Annotated in this window: 14 protein-coding genes and 2 pseudogenes; 4 read left to right on the top strand and 12 right to left on the bottom strand. The window is 35.1% G+C overall.

The features are described from left to right. Window positions 1-92 precede the first annotated feature (92 nt). Window positions 93-494, bottom strand: a complete 402-nt coding sequence (apaG, locus tag ACFZP3_RS06285) for a Co2+/Mg2+ efflux protein ApaG (protein ID WP_253307374.1) — start codon at window positions 492-494, stop codon at window positions 93-95. 96 nt (window positions 495-590) lie between these two features. On the opposite strand from apaG, the gene ACFZP3_RS06280 reads away from it, so the two are divergent. Beyond that, on the top strand, window positions 591-1655 hold the full coding sequence (locus ACFZP3_RS06280) for a 5-(carboxyamino)imidazole ribonucleotide synthase (protein ID WP_386087062.1): 1065 nt from the start codon (window positions 591-593) through the stop codon (window positions 1653-1655). Window positions 1656-2190: 535 nt separating this feature from the next. Here ACFZP3_RS06280 and ACFZP3_RS06275 read toward each other — a convergent pair. The 4 genes and pseudogenes from ACFZP3_RS06275 to ACFZP3_RS06260 form a co-directional block, all read right to left on the bottom strand. Beyond that, window positions 2191-2403, bottom strand: a pseudogene (locus tag ACFZP3_RS06275) (toprim domain-containing protein); the annotation flags it as partial. A gap of 87 nt (window positions 2404-2490) precedes the next feature. Beyond that, the gene (locus ACFZP3_RS06270) at window positions 2491-4395 is read right to left on the bottom strand and encodes a hypothetical protein (protein ID WP_386087123.1); all 1905 of its coding nucleotides are present in this window, start codon (window positions 4393-4395) and stop codon (window positions 2491-2493) included. A gap of 72 nt (window positions 4396-4467) precedes the next feature. Next, window positions 4468-4752, bottom strand: a pseudogene (locus tag ACFZP3_RS06265) (DnaJ domain-containing protein); the annotation flags it as partial. 1426 nt (window positions 4753-6178) lie between these two features. Continuing rightward, window positions 6179-7213, bottom strand: a complete 1035-nt coding sequence (locus ACFZP3_RS06260) for an aspartate-semialdehyde dehydrogenase (protein ID WP_386087061.1) — start codon at window positions 7211-7213, stop codon at window positions 6179-6181. 140 nt (window positions 7214-7353) lie between these two features. On the opposite strand from ACFZP3_RS06260, the gene ACFZP3_RS06255 reads away from it, so the two are divergent. Continuing rightward, window positions 7354-7800, top strand: a complete 447-nt coding sequence (locus ACFZP3_RS06255; protein WP_253307368.1) for a hypothetical protein — start codon at window positions 7354-7356, stop codon at window positions 7798-7800. An 8-nt stretch (window positions 7801-7808) separates the two neighbouring features. On the opposite strand, the gene ACFZP3_RS06250 is transcribed toward ACFZP3_RS06255, so the two are convergent. Beyond that, complete coding sequence (locus ACFZP3_RS06250; RefSeq protein WP_253307367.1) at window positions 7809-9086, bottom strand: APC family permease; 1278 nt, start codon at window positions 9084-9086, stop codon at window positions 7809-7811. 122 nt (window positions 9087-9208) lie between these two features. On the opposite strand from ACFZP3_RS06250, the gene ACFZP3_RS06245 reads away from it, so the two are divergent. After that, window positions 9209-10627 (top strand): hypothetical protein, encoded by a 1419-nt coding sequence (locus tag ACFZP3_RS06245; RefSeq protein ID WP_265017439.1) that lies wholly within the window; start codon window positions 9209-9211, stop codon window positions 10625-10627. A 1035-nt stretch (window positions 10628-11662) separates the two neighbouring features. Here the strand turns inward: ACFZP3_RS06245 and ubiA are convergent. From ubiA to ACFZP3_RS06220, 5 genes are all read right to left on the bottom strand, one after another. Beyond that, entirely contained in the window at window positions 11663-12520 is an 858-nt protein-coding gene (gene ubiA / locus ACFZP3_RS06240) for a 4-hydroxybenzoate octaprenyltransferase (protein WP_253307364.1), read from the bottom strand. 3 nt (window positions 12521-12523) lie between these two features. Then, window positions 12524-12940, bottom strand: coding sequence for a ribosome-binding factor A (locus tag ACFZP3_RS06235; RefSeq protein WP_164225054.1), 417 nt, complete (start codon window positions 12938-12940; stop codon window positions 12524-12526). A gap of 9 nt (window positions 12941-12949) precedes the next feature. Further along, the gene (gene infB, locus ACFZP3_RS06230) at window positions 12950-15274 is read right to left on the bottom strand and encodes a translation initiation factor IF-2 (protein ID WP_386087060.1); all 2325 of its coding nucleotides are present in this window, start codon (window positions 15272-15274) and stop codon (window positions 12950-12952) included. Between the two features lie 9 nt (window positions 15275-15283). Further along, a complete protein-coding gene (nusA, locus tag ACFZP3_RS06225) occupies window positions 15284-16846 on the bottom strand; it encodes a transcription termination factor NusA (protein ID WP_386087059.1) in 1563 nt (520 codons plus the stop codon). Between the two features lie 88 nt (window positions 16847-16934). After that, a complete protein-coding gene (locus ACFZP3_RS06220) occupies window positions 16935-20009 on the bottom strand; it encodes an efflux RND transporter permease subunit (RefSeq protein WP_386087058.1) in 3075 nt (1024 codons plus the stop codon). Window positions 20010-20184: 175 nt separating this feature from the next. Here ACFZP3_RS06220 and ACFZP3_RS06215 point away from each other — a divergent pair, with 175 nt between their 5' ends. After that, window positions 20185-20748: a hypothetical protein gene (locus tag ACFZP3_RS06215; RefSeq protein WP_386087057.1), complete on the top strand. Its 564-nt coding sequence runs from the start codon at window positions 20185-20187 to the stop codon at window positions 20746-20748. Between the two features lie 3 nt (window positions 20749-20751). Here ACFZP3_RS06215 and ACFZP3_RS06210 read toward each other — a convergent pair whose 3' ends face one another. Beyond that, complete coding sequence (locus ACFZP3_RS06210; RefSeq protein WP_386087056.1) at window positions 20752-21489, bottom strand: glutamine synthetase; 738 nt, start codon at window positions 21487-21489, stop codon at window positions 20752-20754. Between the last annotated feature and the right edge of the window lie 314 nt (window positions 21490-21803).

Below are 21803 nucleotides of genomic sequence, written 5' to 3'. Positions count from 1 at the left end.
TTTATTTTAAATTGAAGAAAGCTCAAATGAAAGATCATGTTTTGCTAAAAATCACAGAATGCAGTCTGGTTACAAATAAACTATTTTGATAGTTAATGGGGTCTAGTTTTGACGTATGGACTATCCAAAGAAAAGGGTGGTATCATAACCTCAAAAATTTTTATGCTTTCTTCATTCAGAAATTCATACTTACCCTGCATTATTCCTGACGGTGCATTTAAGTATGTTCCACTTGTGTATTTAAATACCTCTCCAGATTTTATCACAGGTTGTTCTCCGATAACACCAACTCCGGCAATTTCATTTATTTTTCCCTTATAATCTATTATTTGCCAATGACGACTTAATAATTGAATAGTTGATTGGCTTTTGTTTTTTATCTTAACGTTATACATCCATATATAGCAATTTTCATAAGGAATGGATTGCTCTTCAATATAAATTGGTAAAACTGTAACTTCAACAAAGTTGGTAGTTAGTGTGTACTCTATCATTATAGAATATTCATGATAAAAAGATAGTATTTTAATTATATACTTTTTTCATAGATTTTTCAAGTATACTTTAATTAGGAAATATCAATTTATAGTATGAACGAACCAGATGCGCTTAGCAAAAAAGTAATAGGAATAATAGGTGGTGGACAATTAGGTAAAATGACTGCTATCGCTGCAACAAAACTTGGACAAAAAACACATGTTTTTGCCAGTGCTAAGGACGATCCGGCTTTCTCTGTTGCTGATGATTTCACAATAGCAGATTTCTCTGATAAGAAAGCGCTTGAATCTTTTGCACAGAGTGTGGATTTGGTCACTATTGAGTCTGAAAATATTCCATGTAGTGCAATTGATATCGATGTAAATTTTTATCCGGGTAAAAAAGCGTTACACATTGCGCAAAATAGGCTTAGAGAGAAAGATTTCATTAGAAGCTTGAGTATAAAAACTGCTGAATACAAAAGTATACAAAATTATAATGAGCTACTGAAAAGCAGTAGAACTTTTGGCTATCCAACAAGGCTGAAAACAACAGAAATGGGTTACGATGGAAAAGGGCAATATGTGCTTGAGAATGATTCTGAAGTGAAGCAATTTGCTTCCTTTGATTGGAATACAGAGTACATTCTTGAAGCAAGTGTTGATTTACTGAAAGAGGTTTCAATAGTCATTGCAAGAGATAAAAACGGTAAAGTAGCTTTTTTTCCTATAGCAGAAAATTACCACGTTGATGGAATACTTGATACTTCAACAGTGCCAGCTAAAATAGATAGCAAATTAACTCAAGAGGTACAACGAGCTGCAAAGAAAATAGCAAATGCGCTCGATGTAATAGGAATTCTGGCTATTGAATTTTTTGTTACTAAAGATAACGAATTGTTAGTTAATGAACTAGCTCCAAGACCTCACAATTCTTGCCACTGGAGCTTGGATGCATGTAACGTTAGTCAATTTGAACAGCTGGTTAGGATAATATGCGGGCTACCTATGCAGGAAGTAGTATTACGCTTTCCTTGTATGACGAAAAATATAATAGGTAACGATATATATGATTCTCATAAGTATTTGAGCAACGAAAAAGCTAGTTTAACCATATATGGAAAAAAAGAGGTTAGAGATAAGCGTAAAATGGGACATGTCAATATAGATTTAAGTTAATAGTTTTTCTACGTCATTCTGCCACAACTGTACGAACATTGTGATATGATGAGATGTTACATAGTAAACGGTGTCACTCTAGCACGTATTTGTACGAACATTGTTATTTGAGCACACCAGGAAGGATGTCATTCAAGTAGCCCCTTTGTTGTCATCTGAGTAGCCCCTTTCTCGTCATCCCGCTACGTGTTAGCGGGATCTCATTTCACTTTATGAGGGTGTCATCCAAGTAGCTGACACTGGTTTCCATCCAAGTAGCCCCTCTTGTCATCCCAGTGTCAAGCACTTGGATCCAAGATTGGATACTGAGTTGGTGAGTATAAAAGTGTTGTGTTATGGCTAACGCTGACTCTACGTTATACCGTCACGGTATCTCTAGATCCCGCTAACACGTAGCGGGATGACGGTTGTCAAGGTTTCATCCCAGTGTCAAGCACTGCCTTTGTGTTTGTACGAACATTGAGATATAAGAGTCAAGAAAAAAGATGTCATCCCAGTGCCCAGACACTGGGATGGATCTGTTGCAAGGTGATGTTTTACTCGCTTGCTTTGCCAGCTCTTTTACATATTTTTCTGCTTTCTCAATAATCTCATACTTTATGGCAAAATCATTATCTGGATCAACAGAGCCGTTTTTTGCTGGAAGATCTCTCACATGTCCAAAGGATGCAGCTACTTTGAACTCTTTACTTAAATATTTGCCTATTGTCTTTGCTTTCGCAGGTGATTCAACTATTAATAACGCCATATTGTTAATTATTTTAGTACTTAAAGATAATATGTTGAGAAATATACGATGAAAAGTAAAAAAATATTTTAATAGGTCTTGTGAATTTTACAGAGTAGGTTGTTCATGGTTTCCAGAAAACCCTTGGACCTTGCTATTTTCAAGTGACTTTGAAGGCTGATTACAACAATATATGATTGCAGCAGCAATAAGACAACAAACTCCAACCGCTACTCCAACCGCCAACATTTCTAAGTAAACTGCAATAGTTATTCCTAAAGCAACTCCAGCTATTGCCAGTACAGAAGCAGCTATAATAGTTCTCTTTTCACTTCGTGGAGCAGCAGCATTTGGTTTACTTGGTTGTTGATTATTGTTTTGAATACCAATTTTTTGATCTGAAACTTCAAGCTGCTCCTGTTCAGGAGTTTTTTCTTCTTCTAGGTTACTTGGCAGTACATCATCGTCTTGATTTACTTGATCCAAAACTTCAGGCTGCTCCTGTTCAGGAGTTTTTTCTTTTTCTGGGTTGCTTAGCTGTACACCATCGCCTTGAGTATTATTTGCTTGATCTGAAACTGGTATTTCAGGTTGGCTTAGCTGCTCCTGCTTATTTCCTGGTGTTTTTTCTTCTTCTAGGTTACTTGGCAGTACATCATCGTCTTGATTTACTTGATCCAAAACTTCAGGCTGCTCCTGTTCAGGAGTTTTTTCTTCTTCTTGTTTTATTCCCAAAACTTCTAATGAATTTTTAAGAGCAGCAGATTTTTCCTCAGCAGAACAATTAATATCTTCCTTCATATTTTTACCTCTTTCTACCAATAGGTCTATTGGGGACTTGTCATTATTGTCCTTAGCATCAATTTTTGCCCCACCTTTTATTAATGCTTCTAATTTGGGATAAAAACGTTTATTTACTTCTTCAAGCTGAAAACTCTGACCTACCTCCTCAACGCTGTTGCAATATTCTGAAACAACGTAATGCAGCAAGGTTTGCCCTAAAGAATCAGGAGTATTTAGATCTACTCCATTTTCAATTAAAGATTCTATAGTAGAAACATCACAACATCCTTTAACTAATGCGTTTTTGCCACTGCTATCCTCTTCCATTAAGTCAATGTTTGCTTTATTTTCGACGTGTGGATAAATATTATGCTCTACAATCTTGTGTGATATAGGAATACCGTTTGCATCCTTTAATCCTATAATTCCTTTCTCAACAAAAACATTCATCATTGAATAGTATGCTTTCTCTGTTTCCACGCGATCATAATAAAAGATGTAATCAGTCCATAAACTCTTTCTATGATTATCTACAAACTGGTCAATACACACATCAAGTGAAGTTACGTGTTCACTATTTGAAATATCGTAACGTACACCTTTATCTATAAGTGAGTGAAAAAAGGAAACAGCATTCTTAAGAGATATAATTACACTCTCTCTTGCACAACCTTCCCTAAATTCCATTGAGTTCATTTTTGACTGGCATTGATCAAAAAGCTTAATTATATTTTTATAGAGAGGACTTGTATTACAATTGATGTTATTATCTTGTGTATCTTTCTGAACATTAGGGTTACTACTATTTTCGGAAGAAGACTTCTTAGAAGAAGGTTGACCAAAATTAAAAGCATCAAAGTTAAATAACGTCTTTTTTAGAACAAAATCATCAGAATTAGGGTTATTAAAATACTTAAAGAAATCATGGAAAATCGTATTCCCGTCACTATCTTGCACATTAATATCGTCCACATCTAACTTCCCTAACAGCAAGCCTGCGGTTTTATAAGAATTTAATTTGATAGCAAGACGTAAAGCGTCAATAAGAGATACTTTTGCTCCTTTGCTAATCAAATAATCAACAATTTGCTCATGATCTTCTTTAATTGCATAATTAATCGGAGTAATACCAATATATATGCAATCATACTTAATATTAATATCGACACTGAACTTTTCTACTACTGTGCATACAGATTCTAGATCACCTGCAAGAATTGATTGGTACAAAAAGTGGTATGGTTGCTTCCTTATATAATCTGCAAATAAATCATCAGATTTTGCTGTATTTTTCTCTTCACAACCACTTTTATCATATTCTTTTCTTTTTTTCTCGTTGGATAACACTTCATATGCCTTTTGAACCTCTAGAAATGGCATTACAAGATCTTGCATTTCTTTCGATTCGGACTCAGATAAAATACCACCACCACGTTGCTTTTCTGACAATTCTCGATATCTTTCTTTTTTTTTAGGTGGGAGTTTATCAGGATGATATTTCAGTGCTAATTTTTTATAAGCTTTGTTTATTTCTTCCGGAGTAGCATCTTTATTTACTTCTAGTATTTCATAGTAGTTCCTAGCCATATATACCCCAACTCACAAATAATATATATTAGCATCATATGACATAAAAATCAAGTGAACTCACCCAGGAAAAGTAGAGATGTAGACAATGCTGGAATTTCTATATACTATAGCTTCCTACTTCATACCGCCACGGCGCTAACAAGCAGCGGGATGACGGTTGTCAGGCTAGTACCTTCTCCTGTCATCCCAGTGCCTTCTTCTGTCATCCAAGTAGCTAACACTGGGATCTCATTTTACTTTATGACGGTGTCGTCCTAATACCTTCCCCTGTCATCCAAGTAGCTAACACTGGGATCTCATTTTACTTTATGATGATGTTATGAAAGTAGCTGACACTGGGATCCAGAAGACTTAATTTCAACCAAATAATAAAGGCTAGATCCCAGTGTCACGCACTGGGATGACAAAAAAAGGAGCACTGGTTCACCTTATGACGGTGTCGTCCTAATACCTTCCCCTGTCATCCAAGTAGCTAACACTGGGATCTCATTTTACTTTATGATGATGTTATGAAAGTAGCTGACACTGGGATCCAGAAGACTTAATTTCAACCAAATAATAAAGGCTAGATCCCAGTGTCACGCACTGGGATGACAAAAAAAGGAGCACTGGTTCACCTTATGACGGTGTCATCCAAATACCTTCCCCTGTCATCCAAGTAGCTAACACTGGGATCTCATTTTACTTTATGATGATGTCATGAAAGTAGCTGACACTGGGATCCAGAAGACTTAATTTCAACCAAATAATAAAGGCTAGATCCCAGTGTCTAGGCACTGGGATGACACCTGTAGCCCTACGTCATACCGCGATTCATTCGCGGTATCTCTTAACATAGATCCCGCTAACACGTAGCGGGATGACGGTTGTCGGTGAACCTAAGTTACTTTAGCTATAAACATTAAGAAATTTACCAAACGAAAAAAAAGGCAAAAGAAGCCCTAGTCATTGTCTATTTTCAGTATTGGCGTTTTTTAAGTCTTAAACACTGCAATTTAGCTGCTTTTAAATGCAACTCACCTACACCGCAAGTGTTTAAGAAATTTACCAAGCAGGAAAAAAGGCAAAGAAAACCCAGAGTAGCTAGTATTCAAATTCTCCCTTGTCAATTTGACGTTTTTTGCTGTCTTAAACGCTTTGTAAGCGCGTTTCAGCTTATATAGGTAAAAACCTAAAATTTTTAAAGACATGCGATGCACGTAGTGCGAAAAATTAAACATGAGACGCCAAATACCCTAAGTTTTTTGTCATTAACCTGCACAGATTGCGAAGATAAATAAATAGCTTCACTATCATGATAAGGGGGCTGGCGAAGGGTGTCAAGTAAGTTTTCGTAGCTCTCATGGTTTAAAAAGCTGGATTCCAGCGTCACGCGCTGCCATGTGGTATACAAATTTCCTTCGAATTACAACGTACGTGCACTCTATATGCACTTGATTGACAAATGCTCTCTTATCAAAATCTCAAGAATCTGCACTATATTTAGTGCTGCACCTTTGCGCAGGTTATCAGCCACTATCCACATATTTAATCCGTGCTCAACAGTATTGTCTCGTCTAATACGCGATACATATACAGCATTCTCCTGTACAACATCAATTTGAGTTATGTATTCACTGTCTTCACGCCTGTTGTATACTAAAACTCCACTACCTTCGGCTTCACTTAGCACTTCACGAGCTTGTTCTTCAGTGATATGTTGACCAAATTCCACATTTACTGCCATAGCGTGGCCGATAAAGACGGGTACCCTTACACAAGTTGCAGTAACTTTTATATCTTCCTCTAAAATTTTTTTTGTCTCCTCTTGCATTTTCCATTCCTCTTCTGTAGAACCATTCTCCATGAATTTCCCTACATGGGGAATGCAATTAAACGCTATTTGCTTGGGGAATATCTCGGGCTTTTTAGTCTCATTCATGAAGATTTTTTTTGTCTGGTCATAGAGCTCATCCATTGCTGCTTTGCCTGCGCCAGAAGTTGATTGATAAGTTGAAGCAACGATTCTCTTTATTTTTGCTTTCTGGTGTAATAGATGTAGTACTAGCAGCATCTGTATTGTAGTACAGTTTGGGTTGGATATTATGTTGTGGTTTTTATATTCCATAATTTTTTCTTTATTAATCTCCGGAATAATGAGTGGCACACCCTCTTTCATTCTAAAATGGGAAGTGTTATCTATTACGATGCACCCAGCCTCAATTGCAGTCGGTACGTGTTTCTCAGAAACATGAGATCCGGCACAGAAAATGGCTATATTAACTCCAACGAAGTCATAATTCTCAAGGCACAAGACAGTTAATTCTTCATTACCGAAACTCACCTTCTTCCCTTCTGATTTTTTCGACGCAAGTGCAATAACAGAATCTATTGCCTCATCTTGAAACTCAGCAAGCGTGCTTAATACCTCACGCCCTACTCTTCCGGTTGCTCCAATAACAGCAATTTTGTATCCCATATAGATGAACCTCTAACTTTAAAGTTCTATTATATTTTTACTGACAAAATTTACAATTGTTTTAATATTTTTACCTTGCAATTAATTGTAATTTAGCTATTATTATTCAATATTAGTAATATTACATAATAAAGTGAAAGATGAATAAAGAATACAATGAAACTAAGGTTAAACCTGCAATGTCTACACCTCAAGAGCCTGAAAGAACCAATGGATTAAAGGCTCAAAATGTTCTTTCGAAAAAAAGAAAGCCTGCAATAAATTTTGATGATAAAAAGTATGGTGTAAAAAACCTTAAAATAGACCAACAGTTCCTAAATAAAAGACAAGAATCTTCAAAGCTAAGAGATTTCTTAAGATCAATACCAATAATAGGGAGATTTTTAGCAAGGATTTTCACACCTGAAAAAATAGAAATCATCAGTAACCCTATATATGACAACATGGAAGCATATGAAAAATCGCAAGCAGGTCACTCCAGTAAGATAAAAGATGAGACTAGTGTAGATGATGAACACGCAAAAGAAGTAGATAGTAAACTTGAGAAGGGTAATGTTGAACAAGTGGACAATAAGAAAAGTCGTTAAACTCTATTTTATTGTGCAGGAGCTCTGCAGTACCAAAATAAATAAATGGGTATGCCACTTGCGGTGAATAAGCTTGCGATCAGCAAGGTATTCACAGAAGTTTCAAATATTACCCAGCAGCAAAAGGTTGTTGCTATACTGCCAATTAAAAATTTGTAATAGTTTTTCTCCTTTATAATAACCTTGAGAAAAGCAAGACTGCATGCAAGGTAAACAAATAAAAATGAAACTACAGAAAAGTCGATAATTGATGTGATCTGTTTAGCAAAATTGTTGCTTGAAGTGAGAATTAGTAGAACTGAAGTGCCAACGGAGCTGATTGTTATGCCCCAGAAAGGAGAACCGTGCTTGTTTCTTTTAGCAAAGAACTGTGGCATCAGTTTATCTTCTGCAAGGCCAAGGGCCACTTGTCCACTAGCTAGTACCCAAGCATTTAAACTGCCAACACAAACAATAAAAGCAACAATAGAAATGATCAAATGCCAATTACCAGGAAACATAATTTTTATTGCGTCAACATACGGCGCTTTTGAATTAACTAGATCATTGCCGTTTATCAATCCCATGATTGCAAGGCTATTAATGAAATATATAACTGCAACAGAGATTGTGCCAAGTACTATGGCTCTTGGTATAGTCTTTGCTGGATCATTGACTGATCCTGCAGGTGCTGTTGCTGATTCAAGTCCAATAAAACACCATAGAGTGAGTAGTGTAGAGCGAGCAAGGACTTGAGACATCGTGAGGGTTGATATTTCCTCACTTATGATAAAATTATTCCTATCAAAGAAAAACAACGCTGTTACTGGTATAGCAAGCAGTGCGGTAATTTTGACAGTCATCAATAAAAGCTCAACACATCCAGCAGCAGTGACACCTCTTAAATTTATTAGTGTAATGATCGTAAATAATAGTATTTCTAAAAATAAGCGTATATTTTGAATATCTCCATGAAAAAGCGAAGTAAGATAGCCAATACTTGCAACGATTACTGCTGTCGTGCTAACCCATGAAATTACCCAATATGTCCAACCAACAAAGAAAGCTGCAGCAGGGCCAAAAGCATGCTTTACATAAACGTGAGGACCACCCGTTTCTGGAAATTTTGCACAGAGTAAGGCAAAAACCAAAGCAAGAGATATAGCACCAAGCCCTGATATCACCCAGCTTACAAGGCTGTACATGCCATATGGAGCAAGGCTAATTGGAAGCATAAAAATTCCAGAGCCAATTTGGCTACTAATCACTAAGGCAAAAATAGCCCAAAAACCTATTTTATTTGACACAATAATTTTTATCTAAATAGACTAACGATATAACTGAAGCTCAGAAATTTCAATCGATCTTTATAAAAACTTGCATTTTTTAAATTTATGCATATAATGAAATAGATTATTAGGAGAAGGCTATGAATCCGAGGTTAAAAACATTTTTGGTTGTTTGTGGGTATGTTTTATTAATTGGTGCTGCTATTGGAACATTATTTTATCATGATTCTCTGCTTAAGATCTTTATTAATGCGCTTTATGCATTCCTTCTTGCCAAAACTTCAAGTGAGGTATTAGCTGCTTTTGGAACACTTGCAATTTCTCTTGCTGCCTGTGTTGCATGCTATGGCATACATAAGCTCTGTTCTATCTTTACAGAAAAAATTACAAGCAACTATCAGTCTTTCAAAAATAAAAACAGTGATGATAGTATTTTTTCTGAAGTATATAACGACCCAACAATAGGGTTGAAAGATAAGATTCTATTTTTCTCTATATATTTAATATATTACATTCAATTACCATTTTTGTACTGTGCATCGAAAATATCTGCCCTTAATGGGTGGCTGCTACTGAGTACTAGAAGAGAAATACCAAGTAATCACATATTTCTTGTGCTTATAAATGCTGTATTATTAATTCCAGTAGCACTTCTTGAATTGATAAAGTATCCATTAGTGAGGCTTTTCTCACCTTTGGGTTTGAATGTAAAGCAGCTAAGCTTTTTGTTTAATGTAAGTGATGTGGGCACTGGCAGTCAAAGTGTTCACACGAGTAGTTTTGAACATAGTATTTTCCAATGCGCTCAAGAGTTAAAACAGAAATTTGGAGCTCAACCAAATGTACTCAATAAAGAGTTTGAAGACTACATAAATAATTCAGATGAGCTTACAACTGAGCAAAAAGAGCAATTAAAACTTTATCTTAACTTTAATGGTTCCAATGGAGCAGCTTATAGAGAATCAAAAACTAGCCTTACTCTCACGCAAGCTGCAAATTTAGTTTTGACTGCAGCTAAGGATCAAAAGTCAGATATAGATTTTCTAAAGTGCATGTTACTGATACGTTTCAAAGAGGGAAATGGTAAGTGCAATCTAGGAATGTTCAATCGTATTATTTATTCACTCAGTTGTCTTGAAGCTAAAAATAACTTTACAGTTGAGGTAAACGCTCAAGTGTATGAGAGAATGCCAAGCATTACAGAAAAATTCCTGAGAAGCTGTAACAATAAAAAAATTACAGTTTTAAAGGACAATTTTGATAATTTTTATTCTGATGGTGATATGGATCCTCAAATAAAAAGCAACATCAGTAAACTGATAGAAGAAGCAAAACAATCTGTCTTTAATGAATTATATGTGGATTATTACAATAGGTATGGGCAAGATGTTGGAAGAGGCCCTATAAAGCATAAATTAAAAGAGTTAATTACAAGCGATGATGTAAAAGAAGCAATAAGCGCTGTTATAGATGGTATAGAAATTCCTCCAGTACCACCTACTTATCTTGAAAGAGTAAAAGCATTTTTTGGAGGTCATGCAAGGTCTTCTGCTGCTTAGTAGTGCTATAGCAGAAAACTTTTTTATTTTAACTAAAAAAATTACTTCTGCATATTCAAAGCCTTATTATAATGACAATTAGAGATATTTAGAGAGCTCAAAATCTATCTCCGTCTGCAGACTTTTCATCTAAATTTCAGTTAAAAATGTGGCGTATCTTCTTCAGCGTGTATACATATACTTAATCTCTGCCCAATGTACGTTGCATTTTTTCTGAATCTTGTTCATATGGGGGATTCTATGTCTAAAATTCCAGACACTTGACTTTAGCTAAAAACCATCTGGCGCCTATGGTTTTTTATAGTTTTGTCTTCCCTTTTCTGAATGGTTTGCAAGCTGCTGTAGCTAACCAAGAAAGGTTTCCCTACGTCATACCGCCGCGGTATCTCTAGATCCCGCTAACAAGCAGCGGGATGACGAAGTTATCGTCATGCCACCGCGAACCGTCATATCGCCGCAGACCGTCATACCGCCGCGGTATCTCTTAGCATAGATCCCGCTAACACGTAGCGGGATGACGATTCTTCAAATCGTCAAGGTGTCATCCGAGTAGCTTGACTACTTGGATCCAGAAAACTTAACTTTAAATAAGTGGCTGCATAATAAAGACTAGATTCCAGCGTCACACGCTGGAATGACACCATTTTCGGTCTCTTAAATTGCTTTAGCTACAAACATTAAGAAATCTACCAAACGAAAAAAAGGCAAAAGAAGCCCCGTGGTGCGAGTTTTGACTCTATATTACTGTAAGTGGCGCTGTAATAATGTGCTAACGCTTAAAATAAGCGCGATTTGGCTGAATGTAGAAAAAATTTAAAAGACATGCAGCCGCTATAATTTTATGTAATCCGCCAAAAAATACCCTAAGTTTTTTACTGAATTTTGTTATTGAGCCTGCAGGTCAAAAACAAGTTTTGAGTCATGAATACCCTTGTTATCATAATAAGGGGGCTGGCGGAGTTTGTCAAGGAAGTTTTTTCGTTTCTGCGAGCTACCTGAGTTTATTGACTTCATTAGAGCCAAAACTCTTGAGACCTAGGTGATAATTCTATCTAAAAGGATGCCAAAAAAGAGAAGCAACCCTACGTAGGAATTATTTTTAAATATGGACATGCATTGACTGGGATCGTCAGGATTGAAATTTTTGTATTGGCGGTGAAATATGAACCCTACAGCAAGTAGAGCAATATAAAAGATGTTATTTAATGATGATAAGATACCAGCATATAGCCACGTCATAAGAGATATTAAATAAAATCTTTTCAACCAAGATTTTGTTGTATCACCAAAATATAATGCGGTAGATTTCATTCCGAGTTTTTCATCATCTTTTTTATCTTGATGAGCGTATATGGTGTCATAGCTAAGTGTCCAAAAGACGCATCCTATATAAAACAGCAAGGATTCTATACTGATCTGGTTTATTATTGCTGCTGAGCCCATGAGCGATCCCATATTGAAGGTAAACCCTAAGAACAATTGTGGCCACCAAACATACCGCTTTAATAAAGGGTAAGTAGCTATCATACACATTGAGATTATTCCAAGTATGAGTGTGGTTTTATTAGTTAACAATAAAATTACCAAGGCGATAGATAGTAGCAGTGAGAGTAAAACCAAAGCCTGCTTTATGTTTAATGCACCACTTGCAAGTGGCCTATATTTTGTTCGTTCAACGTGCGCATCTATTTCCCTATCGAAAATGTCATTGATTATGCACCCTGCAGGTCTCATTAAAAATGCACCTATAGTAAATAAAACAAGGAGAAAAAGAGCCTGATACGATAGAGAAGTTGAGGCTAAAAGAATACCGCTCAAACTGGGAAATAGCACAAGCCACAAACCTGTTAAACTGTGCAGTCTCATTAATGAAAAGTAACGGTTGAAATACATTAATTAAGTGTGATTATGTAATATTTTGCTTACATTAACAAAATTATCGAACGCTAAATCAGGCTTGAAAACTAACTCAGGTATAAATCGCAAATCAACATAACACAATATAGATTTACGTATTGACCATGCAGATTGGTTCATTTCATTAACAACAGTGTTAATATCACAATTATCCTCAGAAGGATCTCCAGTGCGTGATGCTGAAATCCATGTACTTTTTTCTGAATCTGAGTAGTCAGCTACTTGGATATTCAATGAAGATAACACAATATATACATCTGCTTTTTTCAAATCTTTACTTAATTTTACGTCAGATACCGCTACATTTTTATTGAACACCTTACCTTCCATTAGGACTCTTGATATTGCTCTATGCAATACCGATGCTATTTTTAGGTTTCTAATTTCCTTTTTCATATCCATCTACTATAACACCCTTTCTTCTTGCACTAATTGATAAGCTTCCAAAATATCTCCAACTTTAATATCGATATTACCCTCTAGTGATACTCCGCATTCAAAGTTTACACCTACTTCTTTAACATCATCTTTAAATCTACGTAGTGCTTTTAACTTTCCTTCATGCACCAATTTGCCACCACGCACTACCTTAATTAAAGAATCTTTTCTTATGACTCCATCACTTACGTAACATCCAATGATATTACCAGCTTTAGATACGTTAAATATTTGCCTCACAGATGCAGAACCAACACGAACCTCTCGTGTAACAGGCTTTAACATTTTAGTTAAATACATTCTCATGTCGTCAATGAGCTCGTATATTATGTTATAAATATGTATTTCTACACCTTTTTGTTTTGCCAAGTCCCTTATTTTTGAGTCCACTTTTACATTAAAAGCTAAAATTACTGCACTTGATGCTTCTGCAAGCAGCACATCTGAATCTGTTATCCCTCCTACTGCTTTGTGTAGGATATTTAATTTCACTTGGTCTTTACCGAGTTTATCAATTGAACTTGATATCGCTTCAATAGAACCAGTTACATCGCACTTTAAAACTACAGATAGTTCTTCTGTTTCACTGTTATTACGACTGAATATATCTAAATTATTGTCGTCTAAATCTTCTTTCTTTTTCTTGATCAACTCTAGCCTGTATTCAACAATTTCACGCGCCTGCTTTTCAGAATTTACAACAACAAATTTATCTCCAGCATTTGGCACACCATTTAGACCAGTAATTTCAATTGGAGCGGAGGGTAGTGCTGCTTTTTCTCTTTGACCAAGGTGATTAACCATACTACGTACTTTGCTGTATGTTGCACCAACTACCAATATATCACCAACCTTTAACGTTCCTTCCTCAACTATCAATGTAGCTGATATTCCTTTCGCTTTATCTATTTTGGATTCTATTACCCATCCAAGTGCTCGACAATCTTCTATTGCTTCTAGCTTCATTAATTCAGCGATTAACAAAATCGCCTCTTCTAGTTTATCTAAATTAGTTTTCTTTTTTGCTGATACTGGCACAATCATAATATCACCACCAAGCTCTTCAGAGATGAGATCATATTGAGGCAAACTATTAATTATTTTTTCTACATCACCAGGTTCAGATTTATCAATTTTATTAATAGCAACTATAATAGAAACATTTGCTGCTTTTGCATGATTTATTGCTTCAACTGTTTGTTTCATGATTCCATCGTCAGCTGCAACTACTATTACAACTATATTAGTAATATTGGCACCACGTGCACGCATCGCAGTGAACGCTTCATGTCCTGGTGTATCAATAAAAGTAATTTTTTTCTTATCTTTTGTCGTTATTTGATAAGCACCTATGTGTTGAGTTATGCCACCTGACTCTCTTTCTGCAACATTAGATTCACGAAATGCATCGAGCAATGAGGTTTTACCATGATCAACGTGTCCCATAAAAGTGACGACTGGTGGTTTAGGTTCTTTAGACAAGCTTTCCCTGTCTTCTATGAAAAATAAATCCTTTTCTCTGTTGGTATCGCTCACTCGTTTAGCCGTATGATTGAATTTTTCCACTATTTCATATGCTATATCTGGATCCACCAGATCATCTACTCTATAACTCTCACCGACTTCTTCTTTGAACATTTTTAGCACACTCTTGCTATCTTCTGCCATACGAACAGATAACTCCCTGATAGTTATTTTGTCTGGTATAATAACTTCTCTTGATATATTTTTACCCTTAGTAAACTTTGACTTTCTACTTCTTATACCAAATCTTTGCTTAAATACAGGGGGTTGTTCAGTTTTTTCATCTATTGCCTGTGCAATTACCAGTTTAGAATGCTTAGAATATATATCTTTGTTGACTTTAGAAGACTTTTTATCGTCGCTCTCATAGTCAATATTATCTTCTCTTAGTTCAACTAAGTGAGTATTACTTAAAACTTTCTTATTTATTTCTTTAGATAAAGTGTCCGCTTCATTTTTCTCGTCAATCTCTTTATTGCTGTCTTCTTTTGCTGTTTTCTCTTTTTCTTCTCTCTGATTTCTTTCTTTCAGCAAAGCAGCATTCTGCACAGCATTAATGCGGAAAATTTGTTCTTTCTCTGTTAAAGAACCTAATTTACTCTCGTCAAATAAATTATGTTCTTCTGCATCATGAGATTTTTTTCTTCTTTTTTTTACTATTGTAGCTCCAGTACTTGGGCTAGCTGAAGAGTTTAAATTGAGGTCTAATTTAAGCTTGCTTAAGCCTTGGAGCGTTAATTTTTTATTACTGATATCTTCATTATTCATATTATTTTATTATATTAACCCAAGCTTTTTACGTGCTTCTATGATTATTGAGTCTACTGTATCTTTTAGATTTTCTTTACTATCAGCTGAGGAAGAGAGTATGCTGCAAAACTCATAACTTGATAAATCTGCTATGTCCTCTAAAGTCTTAATATCATGTTTACTAAGAGCAATTTTATTGTCTATTGATAAAGTTAAATTGATTACATCATCTTCCATACCTAGACTTTTTAGCTCTTCTATTTTTCTATCATTTTCTGCTTTCAGGTGCTTGTTTGCTCTGTTATGAAGTTCGTTTGCAATATCCTCATTAAAGCCCTCTATTGAAGAAAGCTCTTTAATTGAAGCGTTGGATATATCTTCTACGCTTGAAAAACCTTCTGTTACCAATAGCTGACCCATAATCTCTTCTAAGTTTAAAGCTTCAGCAAATAAAGCTGAACATTGACTAAGTTCTTTACTTCGCCTTTCTGATTCTTGCTGAGTGCTTAATATCTCAATTTTCCATCCAACAAGCTCTGAAGCTAATCTTACATTCTGGCCCTTTTTTCCTATAGCTAAACTCAATTGATCTTCAGCAACTATTAACTCTATGCAATTTTCATTTTCATCAATAATAACCTTCGATACTTCTGCAGGAGTAATGGCTTTAATAACAAATTGACCCAAATCTGAGGAGTAATTTATAACGTCAATTTTTTCACCATTTAATTCGTGTATAATAGTTTTTATTCTATCTCCCTTAACTCCAACACAAGCACCTACTGGATCAATGTTCTTGTCAGGAGAGAAAACAGCAACCTTAGACCTTGAGCCGGCGTCTCTAGCTATACCTTTAATTGTTACTAACCCGTCAGCAATTTCTGGTATTTCTTGATTTAATAATGCCTCTAAAAAGCCTTCATGAGTCCTAGAAAGAATAATTTGACGTCCATCATCAGAGCGCTTAACGGTCTGTATGTAAGTTTTAACCTTATCGCCTTCAGGAAATGATTCACCACCGGTCAAATTTCGCAATGGAAGATATGCCCTAGTGCCATTTATGTCTATAATAAGATCTGAATATTCTACTTGTTTAACAATACCATACCTTATTTCTCCCACCTTATCTTTAAATTCCTCATATTGCTTTTTTGACTCTTCATCTTTAATTATTTGAGCAATCTTTTGCTGGGCAATCCTTGCTGAAGCAAGATCAGTGTTAAGAGAGAGCAATTCACTAACAGTATCTCCAACTTTTGCATCTCCTTTTATTAATTTAGCTTGTGTCAGCGTAATTGATTCATACTCAGTGTTCTCTTCTTCATTTGATTCGTCATCAATAACTTTTAGTTTTCTGTATGAAGTAACTTTGCCTGTATTTCTATCTATATTAACTACAATTTTACTTTTGCTACCATACTTTTGATAAGCCACTGCTTCTATAGCACTTTCTAGTGCCTTTATTACAACATTAAAATCTAAACCTTTTTGAAGTGAAAGTTCTCCTGCTGTTTTTATTACATCAAGGCTTCCAACTATGTTATTCTTGTTACTTTTCTGCTTAACACTGCTTTTACGATTAGCAATCATAATAAATAAATCCAATGTAATTAGTTATAATTATAGCTTCAACGGGCAAAGAACGCTATCTTAAATGTTAAATGATTGCTAATTTAAGTCAAGTTTTTTCATGTCTTTGTATGACAAGCAACGCCGGAGTAAAGAATAAAGTTAAGACCGTTGCAGCCAATATTCCACTTGCTATGGTTGTTGAAATGTCAACCCACCACTGGCTTGATGGAGCATCATATGTGATTTGTAGCGTAAAAAAATTGATATTTAACCTGGTAATCATCGGTATTAAACCAAGAACTGTGGTTGCAACGGTAAGCAATATTGGCCTAACGCGAGAAATTGCAGCGTTTATTACACATCGCTTGATGTCATTTTTGTGTACCTTAATTTGGTGATGAAAGGCATCAAGCAATAGTATGTTATTATTTACTATAATTCCTGCCAAAGCAATTATCCCCACTCCACACATAACAACTACGAAAACTTGTTGGATAAGAAAGAAAACAAAAAACACACATGTTGTGGATAAAAACACTGCTGTCATTACGATAAATGTATGGTATACATTATTAAACTGTGTCACTAATACCAATATCATTAGTGTAATTGCTAATATAAAAGCCTTTAACAAAAATGTTCCTGATTTTTGTTGATCTTCTTTGTCGCCTTTAAAATCAATTTTTACTCCCTTGTCCCAATCCTGGGCAATAGAATTCTGAATGAACTTTACTCTTTCATTAACAAGATAGCCTGTATCCACATCAGCGGAAATTGTCACTGTACGTAATCCATCAATCCTATTTAGTTTGTTTACCTTTTTTTCGGGAGCATATTTTACTATGTTGCTCATAGGATGCGGGCCATTAACTGTATTGATAAAAAGATTATCTATAGTCTTCATGTTGCGGTCCCTTCTGGGGAAACGGAGTACAATATCGATTTCTTCATCCGTGTTATTTGGTCTATATTTTCCAATCAACACTCCATTTGTAACCATCTTTATAAAATCGCCAATGGTTGCAACACTTACTCCAGAACTTGTAGCCTTACTCTTATTAACACTCATATTCCACTCTATTTCAGGTGCTGATCTGCTATCTTGAATATTTATAAACCCGGATGAAGGTTGGTCCATAATTTTTAGAATTTTCTCTGCTGCTAAATTCAGATTGGATGCACTTCCGCTGAGGTTAATTTGTATTGGCTTGTCAGCCGACGGTCCTGACTTTTCCTCTTGAACATTAATTATTACTCCTTTCATGTCTTGCACACTGCTCCTTATATCGTTTAATATGTGCTTAGCTTTGCGCCTGAAGCGCCAATCCATAAGTTCTAGTTGAATTCTGGCGATAACGTTGTCTGAAAATGCTCCTGATCTAGCATAAGAAACATGAATTTCTTTTTCAACGCTCAAAATGCGTTCTTCCACTTCTTTGAGTATCAGATCTCGTTCTTTGGCTGATAAGCTTTCTTTTGCTTTAACACTGATTAAAATATTATCTGAATCCACTTTCGGAAAAAACTTCACTCCAGGACCAAAGGTAAAGTACAGCACACTAAATGAAAACAGGACGAATACAGTAGCACATATGAATTTTTTAGGATGATCTAAAACCTTCTCTAGCATGCGTATGTAAGCTCTTATTATAGACCCAGCATTTTTTATCTCACCACTTTCTATAGCACTCATTTTTTTTATTTCTTTTTTTGAAGTTATTGAAGGCTTACCAAATATTGCACCAAGTGTTGGTATAAAAACCAAAGCCATAATGAGCGATCCAGTCAAAGTTAGAATTATTGTAATTGATATGTACTGCATGAATTTACCAACAGTATCATGCCAGAATAATAGAGGAAAAAACACTGCTAATTTAGTTAACGTCGATGATAGAACCGGATAAAACATATCACGAACTGAAGTGTGAAAGGCTTCTACTTTGTCCATTCCGCAGATCATCTTTCTATCGGCATATTCGCTGATCACAATTGCATCATCAACCAGCATGCCAACAGCCATGATTAAACTGAAGAGCACAACGATATTTAAGGTTATGCCCATAAAGTAAAGAGCTATTATCCCAATGAGAAAGGAACCGGGTATCGAGAGTGCCACAAGAATAGCAATCCTTGTTCCCATAGAAAGCATCATTATGATCAATATTAACAACACAGCGAATATTATGCCGTTTTCCAAGTCATCAAGCACATCGCGGACGTTTTTTGACTGGTCATTTAAGTACACCACTTTTAAATTTTCAGGTAATTGATCTTTTGCCTTATCCATTAAGTATTTTACTTGATTTACTGTGTCTATTATGTTTTTTCCGTTACGTTTTGAAATTTCTAGCACGACACTAGGTAATCCATTAATGCGAGCAAACCCTTGGTGATCCTCAAACCTAGGGTATACTTTTGCTATATCTTTGATTCTCAAAACTGCATCGCCTTGAGATCTAATAGGAATATTCATAATATCTTCTATATCTTTTAATAACCCTGATATTTTAATCGAATATTTACCGGTATCATTTTCCAGTGACCCAGCTCCCACTAGTCTATTATTGCTTGATATAGCTTGGAATATTTCGTTTGATTGAATGTTATATTTTGTTAGAACTGTGGGCTCAATTATAACTTCCACTGTTTCTTTACGCATACCTGCCACTTCAACTTTGAGAACATTTGGCAGAGATTCTATTTCTTTCTTTAGCTTGCGTGCTATTTCAGTTAAGGCTCTTTCTGGCAAATTACCAATTAAGCCGACATTGAGTATCGGAAATAAGCTCAAGTTTATTTCATTGATTATCGGAGATTCCGCTTCAACAGGTAACTTCGATTTTATGTTTGAAAGCTTTGAACGGACATTATCGAGCACTTCTTTATTATCATACTCTGTTCCAAATTCGAGTATCATGTGAGCACCATCATTAGTTGCAAAAGCTCTCAATTCTCTTACACCTTCGATGGATCTTAGTTCATTTTCTATAGGCAGCACTAATAGCTTTTCACTATCTTGAGCAGAAATCCCAGGAAGTCCAACAAACACGCTGATTATAGGAATCTGTATATCAGGGTTACTTTCCCTTGGCATTTTTACATAAACGTATGAACCGAAGATAAAAATTACTATAAGTAATAATACCACCGCCCTGTTTCGCTCTATGAGTAAGCTCTGCATGTTGAATGTTAACTAAATATGTGTGTTTGTACAATATTATAGTCGAGATACGTTGCATATTAATTAATCCTTGTATAGCTTTAAAACTTTACGCAAATAATTAAAATTTTCGCAAAATTGCAAGTATAAGAAAATTTCTGTATAATAATTCTAGAACAGTATTTGAGAGGTTATTATGGTGGCAATTTTAAATGTAACAAAAGGCAAGAGAAAAGTTATTGTGTCTGGATTAGCTGGAGCTTTATCAGCTTTAATATTTTTAACAGCAATCCACATTGCCGCAAAGATAGCCATTATCGTTTCTGCTGCTGCAGTTACTTACTTATTACTTTTGCTGATTCATAAAATAAGAACTAAAGCTGAAATTACTCGTGTTTCAGAAGATGAAGGTGAAGAAAAAGATACGGAAATATCCGTAAAAGAACCAAAAAGAACTGAAACTGAGCTAGCAGAAGAATTAAAAAATAAAAGAGTACAAGAAGAAATGAAAAATGGACTACCTGAACATATGGATTTCAAAGGTAATTCACTTTCTAAAAGCACTAACGCTGATGATACAAGTCGGACTAAATACGCAACGAACTATATGGACTTAATGCGATCCCCTCCTATGCATATGAATGGATATGACAAAAAAATCAAAGAACTTACCAATGCTCCGAGGACTTTTTTCAGTGATAACTTAATGAGAATGCCAGAGCGGCTAACTATGGAAGATATTGTTAACCAACGTGGTTAGAGTTTATATCAAACTCTTCATCTTATATTGAGAATCAGATGCAATGCCGTAGACCCTATTTGGCGGAGCAATTTTGTTCTCTATACCAAAAACTATACCTTCAATTATTGCTGTGAGTACTTTTTCAAGGTTACAGTCTGCTCCAGGAACACGGTGCTCTAGGCGGCATCTTTTGGAATCGTTGCCAAAATAGGGAATTCTTATCGCAGCAGTTCTGTTATTTACTCCCCAACTAATCGTAGTTGGAGTGTGAATATCCGGGTACTGAAATCTTAAATATGAATCATCATTTGGAACAAAAAACAACATATGTTTTTTCATCATTGCACATAATCCGCCAATACTATGAATCAAATAATCACTATACTTTTGCTCATTGATATAAAATAAGTTATCGTTATTTGAATTCACGAGATTAACATGCACATTTAATGCACTGCCTGCTCTATCCAAATAAGGCTTTGCTTTAAAAGAAACGTTCCCACCAAGTTTTTGTACTACTTCAGTAAGTAATTGTTTTGCTAACTCAAAATGCTTAATTAAATTGTCGGAGTTCGTATAACAACCACTTTTTATCTCATATTGATGTGTAGAATTCTCCTTCTCGCAGGAAAATTCAAGAAATGCTATTTTATTTTTGATGCTATTCAGAAATAAATATTCTTTTTCTATTCCTTCAATGTAAAACTCTAGTTCAATACCGAATACAGCATGACAACTCAAATTACTTAATATAATCATAAATTTGCTTCAGTAAATCTATATTAGGTTAGCTATATTTATATGAATACTTTACTTATTTGCCAGTAAATTTAACATCTTATTTATACATAATGTATTACTATTTTTAATAGCATGCTTCTAATCCTCGATACAAGCGACATTTACAAATTTTTCATTTTTTTGAAATAAAAATGATCAATTTTAGTGTTTTTATACCCTTTACAACTCATCAAAAAATCACCATAATTTTTAGTATGTATTAAGTAGTATTAGCTTTTCATTTTGCAGTAAGCTATTGATTATCTTATATTTTTCTAATTGTTGCTTTTTTC

Source organism: Wolbachia endosymbiont (group A) of Norellia spinipes, from assembly GCF_964273535.1.
Note: the sequence above shows the minus strand (reverse complement) of the source record. Positions and strands in the feature narration are given on the sequence as shown.